Source organism: Paenibacillus amylolyticus, assembly GCF_001570725.1.
Taxonomy (GTDB): Bacteria; Bacillota; Bacilli; order Paenibacillales; family Paenibacillaceae; genus Paenibacillus; species Paenibacillus amylolyticus_A.
The window spans coordinates 117356-140392 of the sequence record NZ_BCNV01000003.1; the positions used below are offsets into that span (position 1 = coordinate 117356).

Consider the following 23037-nt stretch of genomic DNA (forward strand, 5'->3'; position numbering starts at 1 on the left):
ACTTGCATGTGTCAGCGCAAGCGGGATGAGACTTGCGTTGACATGTAGCATCAGACAGGAAGGGAAGCCAAAATGCGATGCCGACACTTCATGTACGGGTTGGGCGATATCCACTGTTATTGGAACTTTGCAGAGCGATTAATGAGTTGAGGCAAGATCAATTATGGATTGCTCCTGAGGAACGACATTATCCCCCAGCGCTGTTAAATCTAATCCGTAATCGAGGACTTCGTTCGAACGTTTATCGATACTGGGGCAGTTTGTTTTTGAGAGATATGTTGGCCTTGGAGAATGGGCCTGAAGTGAAATTGTTAAAACGCATATTAAGTTCATCTGTCGAAAAAAGAAAATTTGGCGTTATGGATGAGTATGAAAATCATTTGTCTACGCAATGCGAGTCCATTAAGGAGTATATTGCTCCACTGGTCCAAAATTTTAATATAGCCGAGGTAATAGAGTTGAAGCTTTATCCGCTATCGACCATGCCGCCTCCGCAGATTGGGCGTTTCGGAGCCAGTCTTAGCAAAGCGACGTCTACATCCGTACATTTGGCCTTCGGATCACCACCAATTCCTTTATGGGATAAGTTCAATCTGACAGAGTCCTTTTTTGCCAGAGGAGGCATCCATTATCTTGTCAAAGAGTGGTTGCATGCATATGCTGGTGAATTCGGAGAAATAAAGGACGGATTGAAGCCACACCTGATCAATTTGGTGTCGGTAGTTATTTTAATTGAAGTAGATCACTTTTTCAGTACCAATCTGGATTTCGTGTTTCATGAAGAAGATCGAATGATCTATCGCTGGGCACTTTCGCAATATACCGGTAAAGTCGGATTTGGTGATCATCTCATTCAATATATAAATAATCTTAATACGAACTGGCCACCTCCTAATCTGGAAGAGGCTCAACAAGAAACACCTTTGACGGTAGTGCATACTATTCAAATGAAGTCTCGTGTCTACATTCAGGACCCATTCTCTCTGCTGGCGAGTACGCGGTGGATTGGAGATTACTACGATATTGTCAACTCAGACATGGTGGAAGAACGAAGCGAAGCTATACCCTTTCTTGTTATGCCGTGGAATTCAGCCAAAGCCGAACAGATCTATTCCCGGCACCGTATGTGGATAAGTCAAGATGGTGCTGTTATTGATTATGAATATCTAACAGGTATGGAACGATTTGATACGGATAAGACGCTTTGCCTGCTCATTGATCGTGAGCCCGGAGAATCATGGCGCTTTGTCATGTTGTGTCCCTCTGTTCGCTCGGATAAGGGTTATTTCATTGAAACATCGGATCTGTCACAGATTCATACACCGATTGCCTTCATAGATTCTGTCTCTGGAAGGAGAATACGATGAGTCGTTTACAGGCCGGGTTCACCCAGATTTGGATCATTGCCCGGGCAGGAGAACGGGCCATCTGGATATTACTAATTCTTATTTTTGCCCTTGGGGTATGGCCCGGGTTCATGATCTGGGCGATCAAGCATTCTGTGAATCAATTAGCTAGTGGTGATCGTAACGCTTCATTAGCTTACATAGGAATTATTGCAGGGGCGGGTACGGTTGCAATTTTACTGAACGTGATACAGCCCTATTTTTTGAGAAAAGTGAAAGACCATGTCTATCATAATTTGTCTACTCGTTTGTTTGATACCGTGGATCGCAGAACAGAAAACCAGATGCTTCAGGCAGCAACTCGCAATCGCATTTCAAGCACATCGGAATCAGTCAGTTCCATTTATCATGGAGGACTTGACGGTTTATCGGCATTGCTTCAGGTCATCGTGACGGGTTTTTCTTTGACGTGGATTCTGCTGGAGGTTGCTTGGTGGGCACCGATTTTGATCCTCGTCGGTACAGCACTTAATGTGTTGCTGATGAAAAAAGCAGCGGTGTCAGAGTCTAATTTCCTGCAGGACATCTCCGAAATATCGAGGCTTCAGGGTGCATTCCTTGGCATGTTAACAACGCTTAATTCCGCTAAAGAAATGCGTGTCTTTGGAATAGCAGGCTGGATAAAGGGAAAGTGGCAAACTGAGGAGAAGCGGATTGCGCGATTAACAATGAAGCAAACCATCAAAGCCGCATGTTACAAACTGCTGGGTCAACTTGGTAGTGGCATAGTAACCTCGGTTGTACTGCTTGTGGGACTATTGAAACTTTGGCAAGGTACCCTGAATCCCGGAGAAGTCGCGGCGCTGCTTATAGGTGGTCTTCATCTTGAACAATTGCTCAGTTTGGTTCTGAGTCAGGGTAAGCACTGGCTGGGTCGCAAAATATTTTTGGCTGAACTTATCCAACAGCCGCAAGATGAACAAACTGAAACATCCACAGCTAAAGACACAGAGATGTCTAATCGTAATGAAGAGCAGACGCTATCCTCCAATGCAATATCAGTTCGTCAATTAACATTTAGCTACGATGGGAAAGAAAATGTAATAAATAACATTAATTTTGATATTCCGCATGGGGCCAAGGTGGCTGTAGTAGGTGCTAATGGTTCAGGCAAGAGCACATTAATGCTCATACTCGCCGGGATACTGAAGCCGGATCAGGGTTCAGTCAGTTCAGAAGAGGTAGGTGGCTTTTGTCTGCAGGACTACGGGCGGTATAAACTATCCGTTGCCGAAAATGTATATCTGGGTGACATTACTCGCAAGGACCGTGAGGAAGATATCGCTGAGGTATTACAACTGACCAATGCCCACTTTGTAGATAAGTTACCTCAAGGAAGGCATACAGAGCTATGGCCAGAAGTCGGTGGATCAGATCTGTCCGAGGGGCAGTGGCAGAGGCTGGCATTAGCAAGAAGCATGTTCAGATCGATCTACCGTGTTGGATCTGTCGTAATTATGGATGAGCCAACATCGAAATTAGATCCTAGCAATGAATTAAGCATTCTGGAGTCCATCATTAACAGACTTCAGGGGTACACCGTGCTGTTTGTCGTTCATCGTCTGGTAGGTTGCGTTTTTGCCGATACGGTACTCATGATGGATCAGGGAGAGATCAGGGATTACGGGACCCATGAGAGACTGTTGGAGACATGCGAGCCTTATCAAGCGATGTGGAAAGCTTCTTCCTCCTTTATTGAAGCGCCGAGGGAAGAGGAAGAAGGGGGTGTTGCCTAATGTGGCTGATGCGAGTGCAGAATAAGCGTAAGATCATTCCCTGGATGCTGTTCGCATTGTCCGTGACTGTGTTAACCGGTATATTGCCAGCCGTGCGGATTTTCCTTTTCGGATATGCAGTCCAGCAAGTTATTTCGGGTGTTAACGTTGACCAACTGCTCATGCTGATGGCCTGGTTCGCGGCAGCAACCATCGGAGAAAAGGTGATGGACTCGTTGTATGGTGTGGCGTTAGAGGGGCTGCGCATTCATATAGGGCGATCCGCGAAAGAGCTCTATGTTGATCGATATAACGAAGTGCCATATCAGCAACTTCTAAATCGGTCGTTCTCCGAATCGGCTGAGAAGGCAGCGAATGGTCTGGACCGGGGGCATCGAATTCTCACACTTGGTTTGGATGTACTCAGTGCAGGAATTATGCTGATCAGTTTGGGTACAGCTTTATGGTTCGTCACCAAGATCGGGTGTCTCGTGATGATCGTGACCTTTGCTTTTGTTGTATTCAAACAATACAAGCTCGGTCGTCAGATGTTTAACGTTGAGAATCAGCTATCCGGTCAGCGCATCCGTGAGAATTATTATCGAAGCACAATCATGGATGTTCACCTGGGCAAAGAACGCAAGTTGTTTGGATATTCGCCTTATATCGTGAACCTCTGGAGAAATACCTTTACTGAAATTAGCAAAACTAATCAAACCTTCCTCCTTACTTCCCAAAAAACGACGGGTGTGATGCAAATCGGCCAGCTTCTGCTCATTTCTGTTGCTTACATGGTGTCGATTCTGACGGCTAGTTCATCCATCGGCGGACTGATCATTGCTTTTCAACTGATCGATGAATTGCTTGGCAAAGCGAATGCTTTTGTCCTTGAGCTTCGGCTGTTTACCAGTGAGTTGCTTGTCTCTTCCAACCTCACCCGGTTTCTTTCAGCTGAGGCTGTGAATAAAACTGAGGATTCAACGAAGGAAGCAGGCAGAGAAGTAGCATTGAACGGAGTTAGCTTCACCTATCCGAATAGTGACAGACCTGTGATTACTGATGTGAACATGCATTTTCGAACAGGAGAGCTTATCGGGTTGGTGGGCGAGAACGGAGCGGGGAAAACAACATTGTGCAATATAATGTGCGGACTGCTTGAGCCAACCGAAGGCGAAGTATGGATGGATGGAGAACACAGTACGCCTGCCGACAGGTTACGTGCGATCTCTGTTGCGTATGCCGATTTTTCCAGATTCCCTCTTAACGTCCAGCAGAACATCGGGCTGAATCATGAATGGAACGATGCTGCACAGCTGCTAGTACAGGACATTATCCACCGAAGTGGAGATAAAAGGCTGGGTGCGGGATATTCAGATGGGACTGAACTATCGGGAGGGCAATGGCAGCGTGTGGCGGTTGCCCGGGCGATGGCGAATACCAAAAACATCCTGGTACTGGATGAGCCTACGGCCGCCATGGATCCGGTGATGGAGGAGGTTGTTGTCAGAAGCATTAAACAATTTGTGACTCAGGGAAAAGCAGCCCTGCTGATCGCACACCGAGTCAGCACGGTGATGCACTGTGACAAGGTCTATGTTATGGCTGATGGACAGATTGTTCAGGAAGGAAACCCCTTGCGATTGCTGGAAGAGGATGGCGTATTTCGTGAAATGTATGGAGCGCAGGTTGCTTTGTTACGCAAACAGGGGAGTGTAGCATCCGTAGGGTGAAATCCGTAAAGGGGAAGTGCCTATGAAAATATTAATTATATCTCGGGGTAACGGATTCGGACATGCAAAGCGGGATTTGCTTGTTGCCAAACAACTTATGAAATTTAATCACGAGGTCATTATCGCATCCTATTCTTCCGGATTCCAATATTTACGAATGGTATACCCGGGTGATCTGATTGATCTGGAGCTGCCTTCAGCAGGCAGCAGTGCCTTGCGAATAGGCAAACTGCTGGACTTGATACGCCGTACACAACCGGATGGCATGGTGGTTGATGAAGAACTTATTGTACTTCCCATAGGACAAAGCTTGGGTATTCCAACCTGTTTTATTACCAATTGGCTGGAAGATGAACCGGAAACACTTGGTTTCCTACAGATGGCTAATCAAATTGCAATCGTGGATGTACGGGAGAACTGGATGTTCCCGGTACATGATTCGCTTCAGGAGAAGCTGCGTTTTGTAGGCCCGGTAATAGATGTACCGGAACCTGCGAGGACAAAGGAAAAGAAAATTATCGTTACGTCAGGCTCACCGACGATTGTAGATGTCCCCTTTTTTACGAAAACCATAGCGGCTTTGAAGGGGAACCCGGATTACGTGAAACTTGTGTACAGCGGAACGTTAACGAAATCTTTGCAACGGTTAGGTGACGAGTCCACACATTTTATAACAGACCCTGGCTCGTTTATAGACGAAGTGAGAAACAGCTCGCTTGTCGTGTGCCGGGGCGGGCATACGACATTATGGGAGCTGGCCACGCTGGGCATACCGGCCATTGCGATTCCGCGGAGGGAAGAAGTCAACCCGAGCAATATTGTGTATGCCAAGCAAATGGGCGAGAGGGGGTACATCCGGTGGTTGCAGGAAACCGATCTGGATAGCGACTTACTGGCTTCTTATTCTAATCAAATTCTAAGTGGACAAGAGCAGCTTGAAACATATGATTACGATGGAACCGCAGTGGATCAACTAGTATCCTCGATTCTTGATTGCTTTGCGCACCAATATGAGAGGAGGGATGTTAAATGGGAATGGGAGTTACGGTAATTATTCCTACATATAATCGGTCGGACTTGCTGGAACGCACATTGGTATGTTTGAAGCATCAGGAGAAGGACGAGTCATTATTCGAGGTGATTGTCTGTGATGACGGATCAAATGATGATACAAAAGAGATTGCCTGTTCTTTTGAATCGTATTTGGATCTGAGATATTGTTATCAAAAGGATCTCGGGTTTCGGGCCGGAACTGCACGCAATATGGGACTTCACCTTGCCAAGCATGAGATATGTGTGTATTTGGACACAGGGGTGTTGATTGGTGCCGATCTCATTCGCAATATCATCGATTTTCATCTTCAGTATGCAGGCACTATCGGTTTAGGTACAGTTCATGGGATGAATCAAAAGGATGATCAGCATCCAATCGCCAGATATCTGCAATCGATTGCGTTGTCGGAACATCCTGAAGCTTGTCTGCGTAATCCGATGTTGAAAACCTACCCGGATTCCAGACAAATGCAGTTCGACTTTTACGAAAATGACCTGGACCGAAGTTCCGCTCCGTGGTCGTTTTTCTGGACAAGTATGGTTTCCGTGGAAACCCATGTGTTGAGAGAAGTGGGTGGATTCGACGAGTCCTTTCATGGATGGGGGCACGAGGATCTGGAATTGGGTTATCGGTTGTGGAAAGCAGGCATTCATTTTCGATCGGACCCTGCGCTTCATGCGTTGCATTTGCCTCATGAACAATTTCATCCTGTGCAGATGACAAGCCGGAAGAATCATTTACATTTTGTCAGGTTGCATCAGGAGCTTCCTGTCGAACTGTCATATGTAAACGAGGCTCTGAATCTTGAAATGTTGCTCGCACAGTTTAATGTGGCAGATCAATATCTACCTCAAGATTATGAGCATATTGAACCAAGCGATATGGATCCTAACCAAGAAGGCAGACGATTAGCAGTAGGATACATGTCTTCTTCGTTCGTTGATAGGTTAAGTATTACCGATGTATTTGCATGTAATCAGCATAATGCTGAAGTCATACGCACGGAACGACCTACGATTAACACCGACTTCAAAGCAGGTTTTATCAATTTTTGTGAGGATGATTATTATCGGATGGCCGTGATTACGGATGTCTGGAAAGTTATTCCGCTGACCCTGCTAATCGTCCTGCTGGATGAACTGCTACGGATCGCTAAGCAAGTCTATCTCCTGGATACAGCCGGTCTGGATCTTGAAAAGTTGCCTATTGTTGGGGAACAGTTACCGAATGGGTTTAACGCAGAACCCATTAGACGCATTGGCAAGACGGGTGTATATGACATAACACGTCTTGCTATGACGACTTAGTTATTTCTTATATAAAGCTTTTGAATTCATACAAGAAAGAGCCGTGCACATCTGCAGGGCTCTTTCTTGTATCTTGTGTCTGAACAAGTAATTCGGTATATCTTATATAGAGGGTTCATTCTGCTTTTTGAGATACTGTTCAATCACAAATTCGAGCACAGGTCCAGGGTTAATCTGTTGCAATTGAAGATGATATTGTTATCATCGATGACTGTTGGGGCTTGCATGGAGATGGGGGCAAAATCAGAAGCTTGCAGTACACCTTCCCAGTTCGACTGCGGCTGAGGAGCGCGCCAGCGATTCTCACCTACAGGAGGCGCGGCAAAAGGAATACCTTTGAAGCTGGTAATCCGCGGATCTGCAGCGAGCAGTCCTTGTACTTGTCCATGTTCTACCGTAACCATTCTTAGCATCACAATATGCTCCTCTCTGGATTTAGCGTGTCAACGATACCCGACCATCTGATCAACGATATTATAAGATAAAACAAACGCTAGACAGGGCGGCTTTAGAAATGGGGGAAACAGGGTTGAATCCGATGTGGCATAAGAGCAGCAGAGCCAGTAATTTGTATTTTATCAGCGGTGGTCACAAGCCAGCCAACCCTCACCAATGGGGGCCAGGAGTACGTGACGTTTATGCGCTACACTATATTATCCGCGGCCAAGGGACCCTAGAGACGGGCGGCCAGGTTTTTCGATTGGTGACGGGGGAAAGCTTTATCATATTTCCACAAAAGGAGATCTACTATTATCCAGACCCACAAGATCCTTGGGAGTACGTCTGGATGGAGTTTAGCGGTGAGGACGCCGGACGGTTGCTAGGGCTGACGCAGTTTTCAGTGGTACAGCCCGTGGTGAGGGTAGCACCGGAGACGCTGCAACCGTTTTTTCACATTGCCTGGAACGCGGGTGAATCATCCTATGAAATGCTGCGGGCGGATGCCCGTTTGCGTCTGCTTCTTTCCTATTATATGGAATATTATCCGAAGGAGCCGCAAGTGGACGTCAAGGATTATGTCTGGCTGGTGAGAAAGTACATCGAACAGAATTACTGGAAGCCGACATTGACCGTCACGGAGATCGTAAAGGCAGTCAATCTGGAGCGTAGTTATTTGTTTCGTCTGTTTAAGGGAGCAACTGGCAAGTCTGTTTTGGAGTATATTACATCCTGCCGAATTCGGCGGGCTTGCGAACTGCTGAAGACGTCGGACTTGCCGATTCAATCGGTGGCTTACTCGGTTGGCTACAATGATCCATTATATTTTTCTAAAGTGTTCAAGAAAGCAACATCACACACGCCAACATCGTACATGATGCTGCACCAGACAAAAGCATAATGTTAACGAAACAGGGCGCAGTTCCCGGACTCTCGGAAATAACGTATCAGCTTCTCAATAGGCTCGCGTCCACAGTTCAGCTTCACTCCTATACAATCAATGCACAGAAATTTCTGGGCAGAGCGCGAGATCAATTTGAGGTAGATACCCACATCGTCTGAAGAGAGCGGAACCTGACAGGAGGTGCACAAGCGATGTTGAACCATCTATTTCACCAGTTTGGCACGCACAATTAAACAATCATGTGCTGCGACAACGGGAGCGAAGCGTTCACGGAACACGCCTAGTTCTTTATGTTCCCAGCAGTCATACAGCGATAGCGCATAACCGGCAGCGTAAGGTAGACCCATATCCCAAAATTGCAAAGACAATTCCCGCTGACTATCGCTCAGATTGAAGAAGCCGATGGCCAGATCGCCATCTGTAAGTACTTTTACGAGCATAAATACATCATCCGTGTGAAACCACTGCGGTTCTGGTTTAATGCGGTAAGCACCGCGCGCTTCTACATCCTGATTGATGGCAAGCAGGTCAGGGTTGAGCAGAATATCTTTTGTGATCTGGTTAGCCTTGCGGATGTCGCATCCGATCATAAGTGGTGAACCCATCATGGACCAGAGTGAGAAGTGAGTTTTATATTCGATGTCGTTACATCCGCCGATGCTGCCTATAAAGTCGTTGTTGCTTCCACCATACATCCCAACAATCAGCATATCCATGTCGTTATGGCAGAAGGAGCCCGTATAGCTTTGTTTGCCAAGCTGCGAAAGGGCAAGGGCTTTGACCGAATCCCAATTGTCGCGGATATCTTCGGTAGAGCGGTACATATGAGCGCCCGATTCCCGAATCCAATCGTATACGTCGTCCGCTCCCCAGTTGCAGGCGGAGAAAAGGATATCGCGTCCGCAGTTTTTGAGTGCAAGGCTCATTCGTTTGTACAGCAGTTCGCCTGAGATATGACGCGGCTTGAAGCAGTAATCATACTTCAAATAATCAACGCCCCATTCGGCAAAAAGCGCAGCATCCTGGAATTCATGCTCGAAACTGCCTGGATACCCGGCACAAGTATGTGTGCCCACGCATGAATACATGCCGAACTTTAGACCTTTGCTGTGGACATAGTCGGAAAGCGCTCTCATTCCACTTGGGAATTTTACCGGATCAGCCACCAGATTGCCGCTCACATCCCGTTCCTTCAGGCTCCAGCAATCATCGATTACGATATACTCATAGCCAGCGGCCAGATAACCTTCCGATACGAACACATCAGCGACATCTCGAATTAATTGTTCATTAATATCCCACGTAAAGGTGTTCCACGAATTCCAGCCCAGGGCAGGGGCAAAGCCTAACACTTGATTGTTGCTCATGATCTCGCATCCTTCCTTTTTACAGTTTCGTTAACAGCACTACACTGAACATAAACGATGAGTGGCGTTTCCTGCCATAGTTTAACGTTGCTTGGACATGGACAAATGTTGCTCTGCTCTGCTGTAGGAATTAGCTCTTTCAATCAGACTTTTGGGCGGTATCCAGAAGTTGCCGATAGAAGCCTAAGAGAGGAAAAAATGTCTGTCTGCGAGGAAGTTATCTCCGTTCAGGTATCTTTGCGAAATGATCGCATGAATGCTATGATCTGTGATAATCCTCCAATGTGGATTCCCCAATGAAAGGTAACAATCTCTCCAGAACGATTTTGCAAATAGATGAGTGGTTCGAATAGGAAAATGTACGATTTAAACATAATTTTGAGTTGATTGGATTAGGCCTAAAATTTTATAGGATTTGGAGTGTTGTGGAATGAATCGAGATGAAGTGATGCAGGAGCTTGAGGCGCTCGGTAAAGAACGAACGAAAAAAATCTACATCTCCAACGGTGCGCATGAACCGCTATTTGGTGTGGCAACCGGTGCGATGAAACCAATCGCGAAGCAGATCAAAAAGGATCAACCTTTGGCGGAGCAATTATACGCGACAGGTAATTATGATGCAATGTACTTTGCAGGCGTGATTGCCGATCCCAAAGTGATGACGCCCGCCGATTTTGATCGTTGGATCGATGCCGCTTATTTTTACATGATCTCTGACTTCATCGTTGCTGTGACGTTGGCTGAGACAGACATTGCGCAAGAGGTTTCTGATGCGTGGATTGCTAGTGGTGATGAACTGAGAATGTCAGCGGGATGGAGCTGTTATTGCTGGTTACTTGGAAGCCGGAAGGATACTGAGTTTTCTGAGAATAAACTGATGGAGATGCTCGAACGCGTGAAAAAGACCATTCACGAATCTCCGGAACGAACGAAATATTCGATGAACAACTTCCTGTATACTGTCGCGACATCCTATCATCCCTTGCACGATCAGGCCGTGGAGACGGCCAAGGTCGTTGGCCCTGTTGAAGTAAACAAGGACAAGCCCAAGAGCAAGTTGTTGAATGCCTCCGAGAATATCCAAAAGGCAGTGGATGCAGGGCGGACTGGGTTCAAGCGCAAATATGTAAGATGTTAATAGTAATCGCTGTAATAGTTTAAAACATCAGGAGATGTAACACATACAGGAGGTGCTCGTATGCATGTAGAGAGTGTCTCCCTTTTTGTGTTGTTGTGAATATCACGTGTACTTAGGTAACTGAAATCTAGTAATCGTCAAGCAACAAGTTAGTCAACAAATTCTCTGTCGATCCTTTATACTAATAAAGCCAGAAACATATCTAAGGAGTTGCCAAATCCAATATGAATAAAAAAGAAGTCGCGCATATACGCAAGCAGTTTAAACTCGATCACGATCTACTGAATATTTACGATATTCTCAACGTGTACATCACGAAGGAAACGAACGAAGTCTATCACTGGGAGCGTCACCCGTTCGAACTGGTGGACAGAGAGAAGCAGGAGCTGTACATGGGCAATTTCAAAAAGCTGCTGACAGGTGATTTGGATCAAAAGTTGTTCGAACTAAAGTTCCAGGAAGCGGCGGAGGACCCGGCACAGGTACTGCTTCACCAGGCGCTGGTAACAGGTGATCCGGATGAATGGCAGGATCTGATGCTGCTGCTCGTGGATCGAATGTTGGTGGATACGAAGTTTGAGCGGGATATGGTAGCTACGTTCGTGCGTGGACAGTATTATCTGCCGACCAAGGCTAGAAACGAAGCCACGGAAGAGAGTGAGAAGAATGAGGTGTTCGCCCATCCGTTCATTCTGTGCAGCGTGAATTCAACGGAGAAGCAGCGGAAGACGCTCTTGTTTGATTACGTGGAGAGAGAATTCAAATACAACATTATTGTCGATCCGATTATCAAATTAAGCACGCCAGAGCAAGGGTTCCTCTACCCTAGCGTAACGGACAACTACTCCGATGTGAATCGTGTTCTATATTGTACAGGGAAATCCAATTTCCCGGATCCGCATTTTGTTGAAAATGTATTGAATGGAGAAAGATCCGTAACCGCACTGGAAGAACGGGCGATCTTCGAAGATATCGTCAAGGAAGTGGCCGGTGAACAGCTCGATTCAGCCACCATTGCTCATGTGTACGAGGAGATCAACCGAGTCATTGAAATTAACGAAGAGTCCCATGAGGAAGAACCTCCGAAACTGGATTATAAAGATCTGGAACGTGTACTGACCGCAAGTGGTATAGAGGATCTGACGACGGAGAAAGTGGAACGTGCCTTCGAAACGATTGTGGACAACAAGAATTATGAAATGAAGGCGACTAGTGTTATGCCGAAGTTCACGTCCAAGTCTATTAAGATTGAAACCAAGGTTGCTACGATTTCGGTTAGCCCGCAAGACCTGAGATATGTGAAACAGGTGAACTATCAAGGCAGACGTTGCATCATGATTGAAGTGGACGAAGATGTCGTGATTGAAGGGTTTACCCTTAATACAGAAAAACTTATAAATGAATGATTGATTCTAGACTATGATGATGTAAAATCATCGGACAAGGACGAATGAGCGTCCAACTATTGCAAATAGCCCAAGCCTAAAGCAAGACTGAACTGCTCCCTGTCATAGTAGACCGTAAAAGACTATGATGGGAGCAGTTCAGTATGCCAGCGCATGGGCTTATTTGCTGTTTCATGATTGACGAAGTAGTTGTTTGATATCCGCTGCCGGACTGGAGCCGAGCTCCTCTTTGAGCAATTCCTCCAGCACCAGATATTGTCGCTGCGCTTCGGTTCTTCGTCCAAGCGACAGATACAGCAGGATGATCTCGCGATGAATGTCTTCCCGAATCGAATCAATCTGGAGGATACGTTCAAAATAATACAGCGCTCGTAACGGCTCGCCTGCCTTCGCGTGATAGTGGGCAGCAGTTTCCATCGTCATGATGAAATCCAGCTCCAGCTGTCTGGACCACGCGAAAGCCCACTCATAATGCCTTCCTTTCAGAAGTTCACCCGTATACAACGTGTCCATTCGCTCGAAGAGGTCGGGTTGATGTGCCGAGGCCTGACGCATCTGCCGGAACAAAGTCTCGAACTCGTACAGATCGCAGTCAATCGCTTCCCGGTCGATACGGATACCGTTTCTGTCCTTGAGAATGATCGGCACGTCACTGTTATCGCCGATGGCACGTCGCACATAGTACAATGTGGAATTAATGTTCGTCCAGGCCTTCTGCGGACTGAGATCCTTCCACAACGTATCGGCCAAGGCATCGCGGGTGGTTGATTTGGTATACAGCAAAAATGCCAGCAATTCTTCCGTCTTGGGCGTTCTAAGCTTGATGGGACTGTCTGCTCCGGCTCCGCCGAACACGGTGAATTCACCGAACAGACGAACGTTCAGCTTGGGTGCAGGAGTCGTCGGTTCGGAAGGGGCGACGGTCTTGTGAAGCTTTTCCTGCAATCGCTTAATGCTACGGTTCAGTCGCTCAGCCGTGACGGGCTTGATGACGTAATCGATCACCTCTTTGTCGAAGGCCTGCACCGCATACTCCTCATATCCAGTCACCAGCACAATGGGGAGCGAAGGGTGATGCTTGCGCAATTCACTAATGAGGTGCATACCCGAGATGCGAGGCATCGTAATGTCCAGAAATGCCGCATCAAAGCTATTTTCCGCCGCATATTCGCAGGCTTCCTCCGGGTCATGAAATGCGCGAGACACCTCAACTTCTCCACTTTCTGTCAAAATGCGATTCAATCGCTTCAGCGACAAATCCTCATCATCCACGATGATGACTTTCATCTTCATGTTTCATAACCCCCGTTCCCATCTGTGCTTAGACGTTGATTTGGAAGATCAAATGTAATCCGCGTTCCCTCGCCGTCCAGACTTTCCATCTGAAGGTGTCTGCCATACAGCAGGTTCAACCGGCTGGAGATATTCCATAGTCCCACGCCGTTACTGCCATCGGTGGATTGCTGAATTTCGTCCATCCGTTCCCTGGTTATGCCAATTCCGTTGTCCTCAATGGTGAAGCGTGTTTCCATATCATTCAGATTACGTATAGACAACATGACGCGGCCCCCGTGAATGCTCGACATCAGGCCGTGCCGAATCGCATTTTCAATCAGAGGCTGTAACGTGAGGGGTGGAATGTCCATGTTCCGGTTCACGTCCGCATCCACGTCGATGATGACCTCCAACCGTTGGCCAAAGCGAGCTTGCTCAATGGCTACATAGGCCTCGATCATCTCCAATTCGTTCATCAGGCTAGTTTTGGAGTCCAGATGTTTAAAGTGCACACTGCGTCGTAAGTAACTCGATAATTGCAAAATCAATTGTTCTGCCCGATTCGGCGCATCCACACACAATTCGGCAATGGCATTCAGGGCGTTATATAGAAAGTGCGGGTTCATCTGTGATCGCAAAAAGGATATTTCTGCATCTCGCGCAGCTTGAACGGATGTTTTCATCCGGGTCAAACCGCCGATCCGGGCCAGCAATTCCTCCGATTCGAACGGCTTCGATACGAAATCATTGGCACCTTTCTCCAAGGCAAGCTTCAACTGATGGGCTTTGTTACTCGCCGTCAGCATGAGTACAGGCAGCTCGGAAGGGGAGTAGCGCTCCCTGATCCGTTCCAGCAATTCGTAACCCGACATGTCAGGCATCATGATATCAGCAATGACAAGATGCACGGTAGGTAGCTTGTCCAGCAGATCCAGTACAGAAGGGGAGCGTGCAGTGACCGCATAACTGTATCCTTCCAGCTTCAAGAGATTAACAATGGTCTGCAAATTAGCCGAGTCGTCGTCCACGACGATGATCCATTCGTCTTTATTTCCTTTCACAATCGTTGGTTCTTCGAACCGGAACAGCCGTTTACCAGGACTTGTAGGAGCTATGGCGAGTGGCATAACGTTGGATCGCTTCTCTCCTTTGCCATCCGCCAGCGGGAAGGTCAGGATGAACGTGGCACCTATGCCGGGTGCCGATTCCGCATGAATGGTTCCGCCATGCAGCTCAACCAGCTTGCGCGTAATGCTTAGGCCTAGACCGGTGCCTCCGGCAACCACTGGCCCCGTATCTGCTTCCTGTTCGAACGGCAGGAAGATATGCTCCAGCTTATCCGTACCAATGCCACGGCCGGTATCTACAATGCGTAATTCCGCTTTGCCTTGAACTACTGTAGCACTAATGCTTACGGTGCCACGTTCCGTGAATTTGATGGCATTACCGATCAGATTATGCAAAATCTGAATCAGTCGGTTGCCGTCCGCATAGATCGGCGGGAAATGCGCCGGGATGCGGTTGATAAGCTCCACCTTTTTCGCGCCAAGCAGGAAGGAGTGCATACGCATGACCGATTCGACAAACGAATACAGATCGGTCGAAGACCGGTGGAGCGGGATGTCGCCATGTTTCATTTTCGAATAATCCAGCAATTCATCTACCAGATAGGTTAATCGTCGGCCGCTTCCCGTCACGATCGCCAGATTGTGCGCCTGTTCGTCGGTAAGTGGGCCTTCGGCGCCTTTGAGCAGGCTTTCACTGATATTTACAATCGCGTTCAGCGGTGTTTTGAGCTCATGCGAGGTATTGGACAGGAAGTCGTCCTTCACCTTGTCCAGCAAGAGCAACTGATCTTTGAGAGTGCGAACCGTACGATAGGCCTCGAAGAACCGAAGCACCGCCAGAAACAGCATCAGGATGCTGAACAGGACAATGGAAGCCTGTCCGATGTTCATGCTTTCCTTGAGCGAGATCGAGAAGAGATTAATGTCCAGACAGTACAGCACGATGCTTAAGAGAGCCGCATACCACAAGAAAGTAGAGAGCCGTTCGCCCTTCTCACTGGTCAGGAACTGTGATGCGCATTGATACAGCAACCACAGTAACAGCAACGTGTACATAACGACGACGTAAGGCGCAGCAAGTCCGTAGACAGAGATAGGCAGGAGCGCGACCATGCATAAGTAAGCTCCGAAGATAATCAGGATCACCGCTGTGAGCATACCGGACAGGATGCCTGTTTTGAATCGGTAGAAGTAAAAGGTCAACAGACCCAGACATGCGACAGAGCAGAAATCTTTTAATTTATAGAGCGTGCTAAAGGAGATTTCCGTGCCTATCATGGATAACACACGTTCGCTGATCATGCCGTTATAGAGGGCATACAGCAGACAGATTAGACCAAGCAGCAGCAGGGAATCGTCCCTGTTTCGATAGAGTGCAGACCCCAGGTAACTGATGAGGAATATGATCGAAATGGTAGCCAGTACAGCAAGCGTGCCGAATTCGATAGCTGTGCTGGTCTGATGTTTTTTCAGCATGGCCGCTTGTTCGCCGAAAAAGAGTGGACCCGGAATGCCAGAGTCCGTGTAATCGTAATTAGCCACCCGGATCAAAATCTCAATGTCACCGCCGTGATAGGGGAAAAATCCAATCTGTGGGGAGTTGCCGGGTTGGTAACCCGCGGACTTTGCCACGGCATGCCCGTCTTCCAGGAGCTTGTTGCCATTGATGTAGATTTCGCTGGCAAAACGAATGTTCATTTTTTTGATCGCCAGCGTTCCCCGGGCAGGTGCATTACGGAGCACGAGTCGATACGTGGCGAAGCCGTGGGTAGGCAGTCGTACGCCATGCACTTCAAGTCGATTCCAGGAGCCGGGAACGGTTGCATAGGTATCGGGTGCTTTCGTCGGACCAGCCTGATTCGGAGTTGCAGATTCGTCAGGAAGCAATCGCTCCCAGTAAAATTCCCACTCCCCATCCAGCTTGATCCGTTCGTCCTGTTCAGGGTTCCAAGCCGAGAGGTCCAGAACACCTTGACGAGCATGAAGCGCCGCAGATTGTGGTTCTCTGATCGTTGACAGGAGCAGTACGGTAATGGCGAGTACAACAGTCAGGACAACGCCTGAAATTTTTAAAAACACGAAATGCTGCTCCTTTAGAGTTTGTTTGGAACCTTAGGTAGATTCGGACAAAATCTCTTGTATTCTATCGGCATTGTAGCGAATATCTCCGGGGGGTGCAATCACATTTCGACAATTTTTTTCTGTTTATTGCTTGTTTATTGTGATCCATTATAATGCGGAAGCAAGATATGTCGAACGGGCACAGAAAAAGCATCGAAAGACCTATCTTTGCGCGACTATGGGCTGATGGAGTTGAGAAAATGGAGAGAAGCATCACATCTTGGCGTTTCCGGCGGCGGATGATTGGTATTTTGGCTGTACTGATTGCTGTGGCATGTCTGAATGGGTATACGGGTTCATCTGTCGCGAAAGCGGCTGGGACCGGACAAGTGGCTGTATCGGGAGCTGAAAAAGTGTATCAATCCGCGGCGCAAGCTGTCTTTTACTTGAAAGCGTATCGTAAGGACGGAACGCTTAAAACGGTAGGTACCGGTTTTCTGATCGGTGATGGTAAAGCACTTACAGCAGCCCATGTTGTGAAGGACGGGGTTACTTTCGAGGCGGTATTTGAAGATGGTTCCATCCAAAAGATAACGGTTCTGAGCGCTGATACGGAGACCGATGTGGCTATGTTGTCTGTGCAGAATAGCAAAAAACGTCCGGTACTTACCCTGTCAGGGGACAAGCAGCCTGCAAGATATGGGCAACGATCGTTCGCAATCGGATATCCGCTGAAGGATGGCAAGATCATTACGGAGGGCATCGTGAATGCACCAACCGCTGAGGTGAACGATGTCATTCGCTTGCTGACTTCCGCGCAGGTGTCTGCGGGCATGTCGGGTGGTCCTTTGTTAAACGAAGAAGGTCGCGTGATCGGATTAATCTCCGGTTCGTTCCGGACAATGAATGGCATTCATATCTGTGTAACGATCGAAGATATTCGCAAGCTGATGAAGAAGTCGAATACATAATGGGAAAAAGGGGAATCTCGCATGTTCAAAAAGTTATCAATCTGTCTGCTTGCGGCCTTGCTGACGTTGACGTCTGTGAGCTGGCCACACCTGCCGACCGTTTCCGCAGCTGCGGAGTACACGGATATTAATATTCCGAATGGCGGCAAAATCATCAATCGGGAAGACATGTCTTCCTGGAACAATAATATTAAAAAGTTCGAGGCGAACAGTTTTGGCATATTTGCTGCCGGCGCGCCGGGAACTTCAACGAAGAAGAGCAATGTAGATGTATTGAATGCAAGTTATCTCAAAATGAGCTTACCTGGTCAGCTAGTTGCCAAGATTTCGGTTGCTTCGAACCCAACACTTCGACGATTGGCCGAAGGTGGACAGGCCAGAATGCTCTTTAAGATTGGATCTATGGAGACTATGTTTGGTTTTAGTGGCGCAGTCTCTGTAAGTATCAACGGTGTTTCGAAATTCGCTGTTAGCACCAAAAGTTCAGTAAACTCATCATGGATCAGTTTTGGTCCCAACGATACGATCGAGATAGACATTGGAGGAGGAGTTATTGAAAGCGCCAGTGACATTGAGCTCTATTTCGCCGACATCACACCTCCTACATACAACGGCAATACACTGACCCATACCGGGGCAGTTCGATTCAATGCCGATCCGGCAGTACAAAAGAATGAATTGTTCCTGAAGCAAGGAAGTAACCTTAACCTTGCGCTGAACTTCAGCGAGCCGGTGTTTCCAGATTCTGCAGAGAATGCCTCTGACCGGATTGATGGCAAATTCAGCTTCATGCGTACGGAACTGTTCAGTAATCCAGGTGGAGACGGCTTCGATCCGTCCGTTTATTATCTAACGAGCGCAGATAGCGGATACAGTGACTTTGCGCAGGGTGGACTGGATCGGAACATTCATGCACGCTCCACTTTTAACTTTCGTTATCAGGCTGCGTTAAATGATAGCACAGGTAACATTCCTATTGATCCGAAGCGTCTGATCGCGCCCTCCGAAGAGGATCGTCCAACATTACTCGAACGGATGAATGAGGCTGGTTTCATCGATGGTGCGGGTAATCCCGTTGCAGCTTTTAACGGCATTGGAACAGTTCCTTTTGCCGATAACGCGAATCCGGGCGGTACGTTCCGTACCATTATCGACGCACGTGTACCTCAGTACTCAGCATCCCGCAACGGCGTGCAGCCTGAAGTATTAACGGGACTTGTGCTGAACAAGGGCGACGTTGTTGATTTTACCGTGTACCTCAACGAACAGGTGATCAGCGCGTTTACCCCGACGGAGGATACACGACTCAAGTTTGCCAACGGCTTGACCGCCGCATATGTTGGTGGCCAGAACACGAATACATGGACGTTCCGTATGACAGTGCCAGACGGCAAGAGCATCGAAACGTCATTGCTGGAAACAGCTGCTTTGGAGCATGCCAGCAATCCTGGCGACGGGAAGGCATTGACGGACTACGCCGGCAACGTGCTTACTGAGCCAGTCAAGAAGATTGATTGGGCTGGATTGTCGGTGGACAATACGGCACCTGAAGTGAATTTTGTCTATGAGAATCAGGACGGAGAGATTATTCCCGAAGGACAATACGTAGGAAATGGATCATTCACGATCAATGCATTCGATCCCGACTTGAACGGTCAGACGAGCAAAGGATTGTTCCGTCCAGGCAGTGGTTCAGGGCTCGTGTATTATGTGCTAAACCAGAGTCCGAATGATCCCTTCGCTGGGCAAAACGACAACTTTGCCGCAGTGAAACGGTATTCCCTGACGCAGAAGCAGCCTTTTGAAGAATTGTATACATCTGGTTTCCAGGATGTTGTACTGTCTACGGGACAGAATGGCGTGAAAGTAGAACTGCCGGATGACGGCACAGGTTTGAACGGGAACTGGTATTTGCATACATGGACTGCCGACATGAGTTGGGACTCGGCTCGTCAACGGATGCAATACGACAAAGGCAGCAACGAACGTGCAGCTTACCTTACCCAACATCCGGGTGCGACACCTGCCGAGCTGGAGGAGTATTATCGCTCAAGCATTCTGCCGAATCTGTCTGATTACGGCAATACAGTACAGTGGCCTTTGGCCGATTTCAAACAGGATGATTCCAATTGGTCGTACCATGTCGGCCTGTTGAAGATTGACAATGACGATCCAACCGTCGAAGTTGCGAACATCGTGGACAATAACTCCGACAATGTGAAGATTACGGTTAAGGCCGCTGATCCGACTTCTTCTATTAAAAATAACAAGGTGCAATATCAGTTCGTGGCCGTGGGCAAGAGCCCTGCCGCTTCCGGATGGCAGGATGCCGAGCTGAATGCACAAGGTGAAGCTGAGATATCAACATTGAATGATCCGGCGATCTCCAAAGGTGGACAATACGAGCTACATGCGAAAGCCGAGGATGTGGCGGGCCATTCAGCCACCGCCGAGCCAAAAGCAGTTGATGTGCTTGTCATCTCAACCAAGTTCAAAGCCTATCCGGGTACCTATGCGATTAATGACGGACCCGACTTCACCGTAGCCGGTGTTCCAATCGATACGATCGAATATCAATACAGTGAAAGTTCCGAACGTCCTGTGGGCAACAGCAAATGGGTTGCTTTTGAGGATGAACCGAAAGAAACAAAGCTGGGGGATGTACCCGCCGAGCGTTACAGCTTCCCTGCCGACAAAACGTTGAACGGGACCTGGTACGCCCATGTGCGCATCAAGCAGCAGGATACTGGACGTTATTACTACTATTATCAGGAGTACAAATTCGACCATCTGCCACCTGTAACGAAATTCGGTTCGCAGGGTTATCTGTATCCGATGCCAGAGCAGACGGTACAGATTGATGTGTCTGACACGTTGGTGGACTTTAACGGCGTAGCAGCCAAGAACATTCGTTACCAATGGATCAAAGTGGTTGACGGGCAAGACGAGAAGGAACCAGATCCGGAAGGCAAGGGCTGGAGTGTGTCGCCTGCGGATCGTTTGATCACATTACAGGTAGACAACAAAAAGGACAACGGTAATTACCGTCTGTACGTCCATGCCAGCGATAGCTTGGGTAACAGTAAGCTTTACCACACAAGTGGCCTGTTCTCCGTGTTTTATCTGAGCAGTGAACCACCTGTTGGTAGCGCGCGTTTGATTCGGACAGAAGGTCCAGGAGATGACGGGTACACTGCCATTATGGAACTGACGGTGGATGTGCCGGCACAGGAAGGTTACTTCTATTCCGTTTCCACCAACGGTGGAGACAATTGGAGCACTTGGCTGCCGTATACGAACTATGTCGGCGTTCCTGTTGATACGAATGATTCGGGACAACTCAAGTCACAGGTTCGGGTCAAATTCAAAGGCTACTACGACAATATCAGCGATATCGTAACACCTGAGATCCAGCTTCAGGATGCCCCTGCCTATGGGCTTGCTTCACTGGAGCAGATCATGCCGGTTCGCGGAGGCGAGAAGGTGCAGGATGGTGGGCAGAACGAAGGACAAGAGATCCTGTTCGACCTCGTGGATGGCAAGACCGTGAAGCCAACGAACAGCAACCCGGAAATGCCGGAAACGTTGGAGGCGAACAAACGATTCAAAATATACCGCAACGGAAGCTACTCCTTCACCGTGAAGGATGGCAGCACTACAGCAACCGTGTTCATCGTGGTCTCCAACTTCGATGATACGCCGCCAATGGTAAACGTGAAGTATTCCACCATTGCGGCAACGAATGGCACGGTTAAAGTAAGTCTGCAATCGAGTGAACCGATCCGCATCACCAATCTGCCGTCGTCGTCCAAAACGTTCCGCGAGAACGGAGAATTCACGTTTGAGTACGAAGATGCGGTTGGCTTTACAGGCAGTGTGACAGCAACAGTGAGCAACATCGATACCACGCCGCCGGAAGCAGATATTGTCATGCACTACAACCATCCCGATCTCAAAGCGTTGATCCGTTACGGTAGTGGTACTGCTGTCGTGGATAGCGCGGGTGACGGGTACAATGCAAATGGAGAATTTACTCATTTCGCAGCACCGACAACAGGTAATGTGATCGCGTCTAATCTGATCGTGGCGCAAGTGCTGCCGAAACAGGGACAAGTTCAGGATTACCAGGTGGTCTCCAATAGCTCAGGGACGAACCAATCCTCATTGGTCATGACTTCAGGCAGTAAAGCACGCTTCTCGCTGGCAGATGCCGCAGGGAATAATGCGAAGCTGGAATCCGAAGCGATTACAACACTCGTTGGATCGATTCCCGCAGTAGAAGAGATCACGATGGTTCGAGTAGAAAACGACGGACAGATCATCGATGACAGCAAGCTGGTGCAGATTGGCGATCAGGCTTACTCCAAAGGCAAAGTGCGTGTAGGCTTTGTAATGCCATCATCTGTAGTAGAAGGCAATACGATCTATGCCGGGGCAACCCCGGTAGCGAGTTTTAGCGCCGACTACGCCAGCAATGGGGAGCATTCGATTTTACTTTCAGACGTACTTGGTAACAAGAAACAGGTCAACTTTACGATTGCGGGTCTCGATAATACGGCACCAACGATCCGTCTGAACAAAGCTTCCACAACGGTTCTGCAAAACAAACCAGGCTTCGATCTGGTCACCGATCTGGGCGGATACACAGTGAGCGATAATCTCACATCTGCGGAGCAGATTCAGGTGACGGCTGCGGAATACGTGCTGGAAGGCGGACAATACGTGGAGAAACCACTGAATCTCACGGTGACGGGCAAACACACGATTCGTTACACCGCGAAGGACCAGCTCGGCAATGCGGGCTACGCGCTGCAAACGGTATTTGTTCGTTCGACAGATGGCATGTTCGTTACGGCCAATGGCATTCCGTTGTCGGATACCGAATCCGAAACAGCAATCGTGAATACAGGTACGGTCACGTTCAATGTGAACAACTTCCGCACGATCGAGACTGCTGGGGGAACCAAGCTGGAGAACGAACTGGGCACGTACGATATTTATTATTTCCCGGGTCTGGTGCGCGAAGGACAGATGAAATATATCGCGACCCGAGTGACCTATAAGGAACTGATCAGCAAAGACTTCAAGATTACACTGCCCAAAGCAGGATGGTACACCATCATTGTGCAAAATCAGGAGCGCGAACGCGTATACTCCACGCTGCTTGTTAATCGGGCCAATTAGAGAAACGGAAGGGG

General features: G+C 48.1%; 13 protein-coding genes and 1 pseudogene. 10 read left to right on the top strand and 4 right to left on the bottom strand.

What is annotated here, in order from left to right:
- The first annotated feature begins 77 nt into the window (after nt 1-77).
- Genes PAHA3_RS18790 through PAHA3_RS18810 form a run of 5 tightly spaced genes read left to right on the top strand, consistent with a single transcriptional unit; the run spans nt 78 to nt 7212 of the window.
- Nucleotides 78-1367 (top strand): hypothetical protein, encoded by a 1290-nt coding sequence (locus PAHA3_RS18790; RefSeq protein ID WP_062836278.1) that lies wholly within the window; start codon nt 78-80, stop codon nt 1365-1367.
- Complete coding sequence (locus tag PAHA3_RS18795; protein WP_062836279.1) at nt 1364-3142, top strand: ATP-binding cassette domain-containing protein; 1779 nt, start codon at nt 1364-1366, stop codon at nt 3140-3142. Before PAHA3_RS18790 ends, PAHA3_RS18795 begins: the two co-directional genes overlap by 4 nt.
- Nucleotides 3142-4851 (top strand): ATP-binding cassette domain-containing protein, encoded by a 1710-nt coding sequence (locus tag PAHA3_RS18800; RefSeq protein ID WP_062836280.1) that lies wholly within the window; start codon nt 3142-3144, stop codon nt 4849-4851. Before PAHA3_RS18795 ends, PAHA3_RS18800 begins: the two co-directional genes overlap by 1 nt.
- A 22-nt stretch (nt 4852-4873) precedes the next feature.
- Entirely contained in the window at nt 4874-5902 is a 1029-nt protein-coding gene (locus PAHA3_RS18805; RefSeq protein ID WP_062836281.1) for a glycosyltransferase, read from the top strand.
- Nucleotides 5881-7212, top strand: a complete 1332-nt coding sequence (locus PAHA3_RS18810; RefSeq protein WP_062836282.1) for a glycosyltransferase — start codon at nt 5881-5883, stop codon at nt 7210-7212. The genes PAHA3_RS18805 and PAHA3_RS18810 overlap by 22 nt, the downstream gene beginning before the upstream one ends.
- A gap of 191 nt (nt 7213-7403) precedes the next feature.
- On the opposite strand, the pseudogene PAHA3_RS18815 reads toward PAHA3_RS18810, so the two are convergent.
- Nucleotides 7404-7625: pseudogene (locus PAHA3_RS18815) on the bottom strand (carboxylesterase family protein); the annotation flags it as partial.
- Between the two features lie 101 nt (nt 7626-7726).
- On the opposite strand from PAHA3_RS18815, the gene PAHA3_RS18820 reads away from it, so the two are divergent.
- Complete coding sequence (locus tag PAHA3_RS18820; RefSeq protein ID WP_235599505.1) at nt 7727-8551, top strand: AraC family transcriptional regulator; 825 nt, start codon at nt 7727-7729, stop codon at nt 8549-8551.
- A gap of 206 nt (nt 8552-8757) precedes the next feature.
- Here the strand turns inward: PAHA3_RS18820 and PAHA3_RS18825 are convergent, their stop codons facing one another.
- The gene (locus PAHA3_RS18825) at nt 8758-9921 is read right to left on the bottom strand and encodes a glycoside hydrolase family 27 protein (protein WP_062836284.1); all 1164 of its coding nucleotides are present in this window, start codon (nt 9919-9921) and stop codon (nt 8758-8760) included.
- A 430-nt stretch (nt 9922-10351) separates the two neighbouring features.
- On the opposite strand from PAHA3_RS18825, the gene PAHA3_RS18830 reads away from it, so the two are divergent.
- Nucleotides 10352-11059 carry a DNA alkylation repair protein gene (locus PAHA3_RS18830; RefSeq protein ID WP_062836285.1) on the top strand — a complete coding sequence of 236 codons (708 nt, stop codon included), beginning with the start codon at nt 10352-10354 and terminating at the stop codon, nt 11057-11059.
- A 224-nt stretch (nt 11060-11283) separates the two neighbouring features.
- Nucleotides 11284-12465: a DUF4317 domain-containing protein gene (locus tag PAHA3_RS18835; RefSeq protein ID WP_036668338.1), complete on the top strand. Its 1182-nt coding sequence runs from the start codon at nt 11284-11286 to the stop codon at nt 12463-12465.
- A 171-nt stretch (nt 12466-12636) separates the two neighbouring features.
- On the opposite strand, the gene PAHA3_RS18840 is transcribed toward PAHA3_RS18835, so the two are convergent.
- Entirely contained in the window at nt 12637-13758 is a 1122-nt protein-coding gene (locus tag PAHA3_RS18840) for a response regulator (RefSeq protein WP_062836286.1), read from the bottom strand.
- Nucleotides 13755-16886: an ATP-binding protein gene (locus PAHA3_RS18845; RefSeq protein ID WP_062836287.1), complete on the bottom strand. Its 3132-nt coding sequence runs from the start codon at nt 16884-16886 to the stop codon at nt 13755-13757. Before PAHA3_RS18845 ends, PAHA3_RS18840 begins: the two co-directional genes overlap by 4 nt.
- Before the next feature lie 242 nt (nt 16887-17128).
- Here PAHA3_RS18845 and PAHA3_RS18850 point away from each other — a divergent pair, with 242 nt between their 5' ends.
- Nucleotides 17129-17839, top strand: coding sequence for a S1 family peptidase (locus PAHA3_RS18850; protein ID WP_062836288.1), 711 nt, complete (start codon nt 17129-17131; stop codon nt 17837-17839).
- Between the two features lie 21 nt (nt 17840-17860).
- A complete protein-coding gene (locus PAHA3_RS18855; protein ID WP_062836289.1) occupies nt 17861-23023 on the top strand; it encodes a hypothetical protein in 5163 nt (1720 codons plus the stop codon).
- Nucleotides 23024-23037 lie beyond the last annotated feature (14 nt).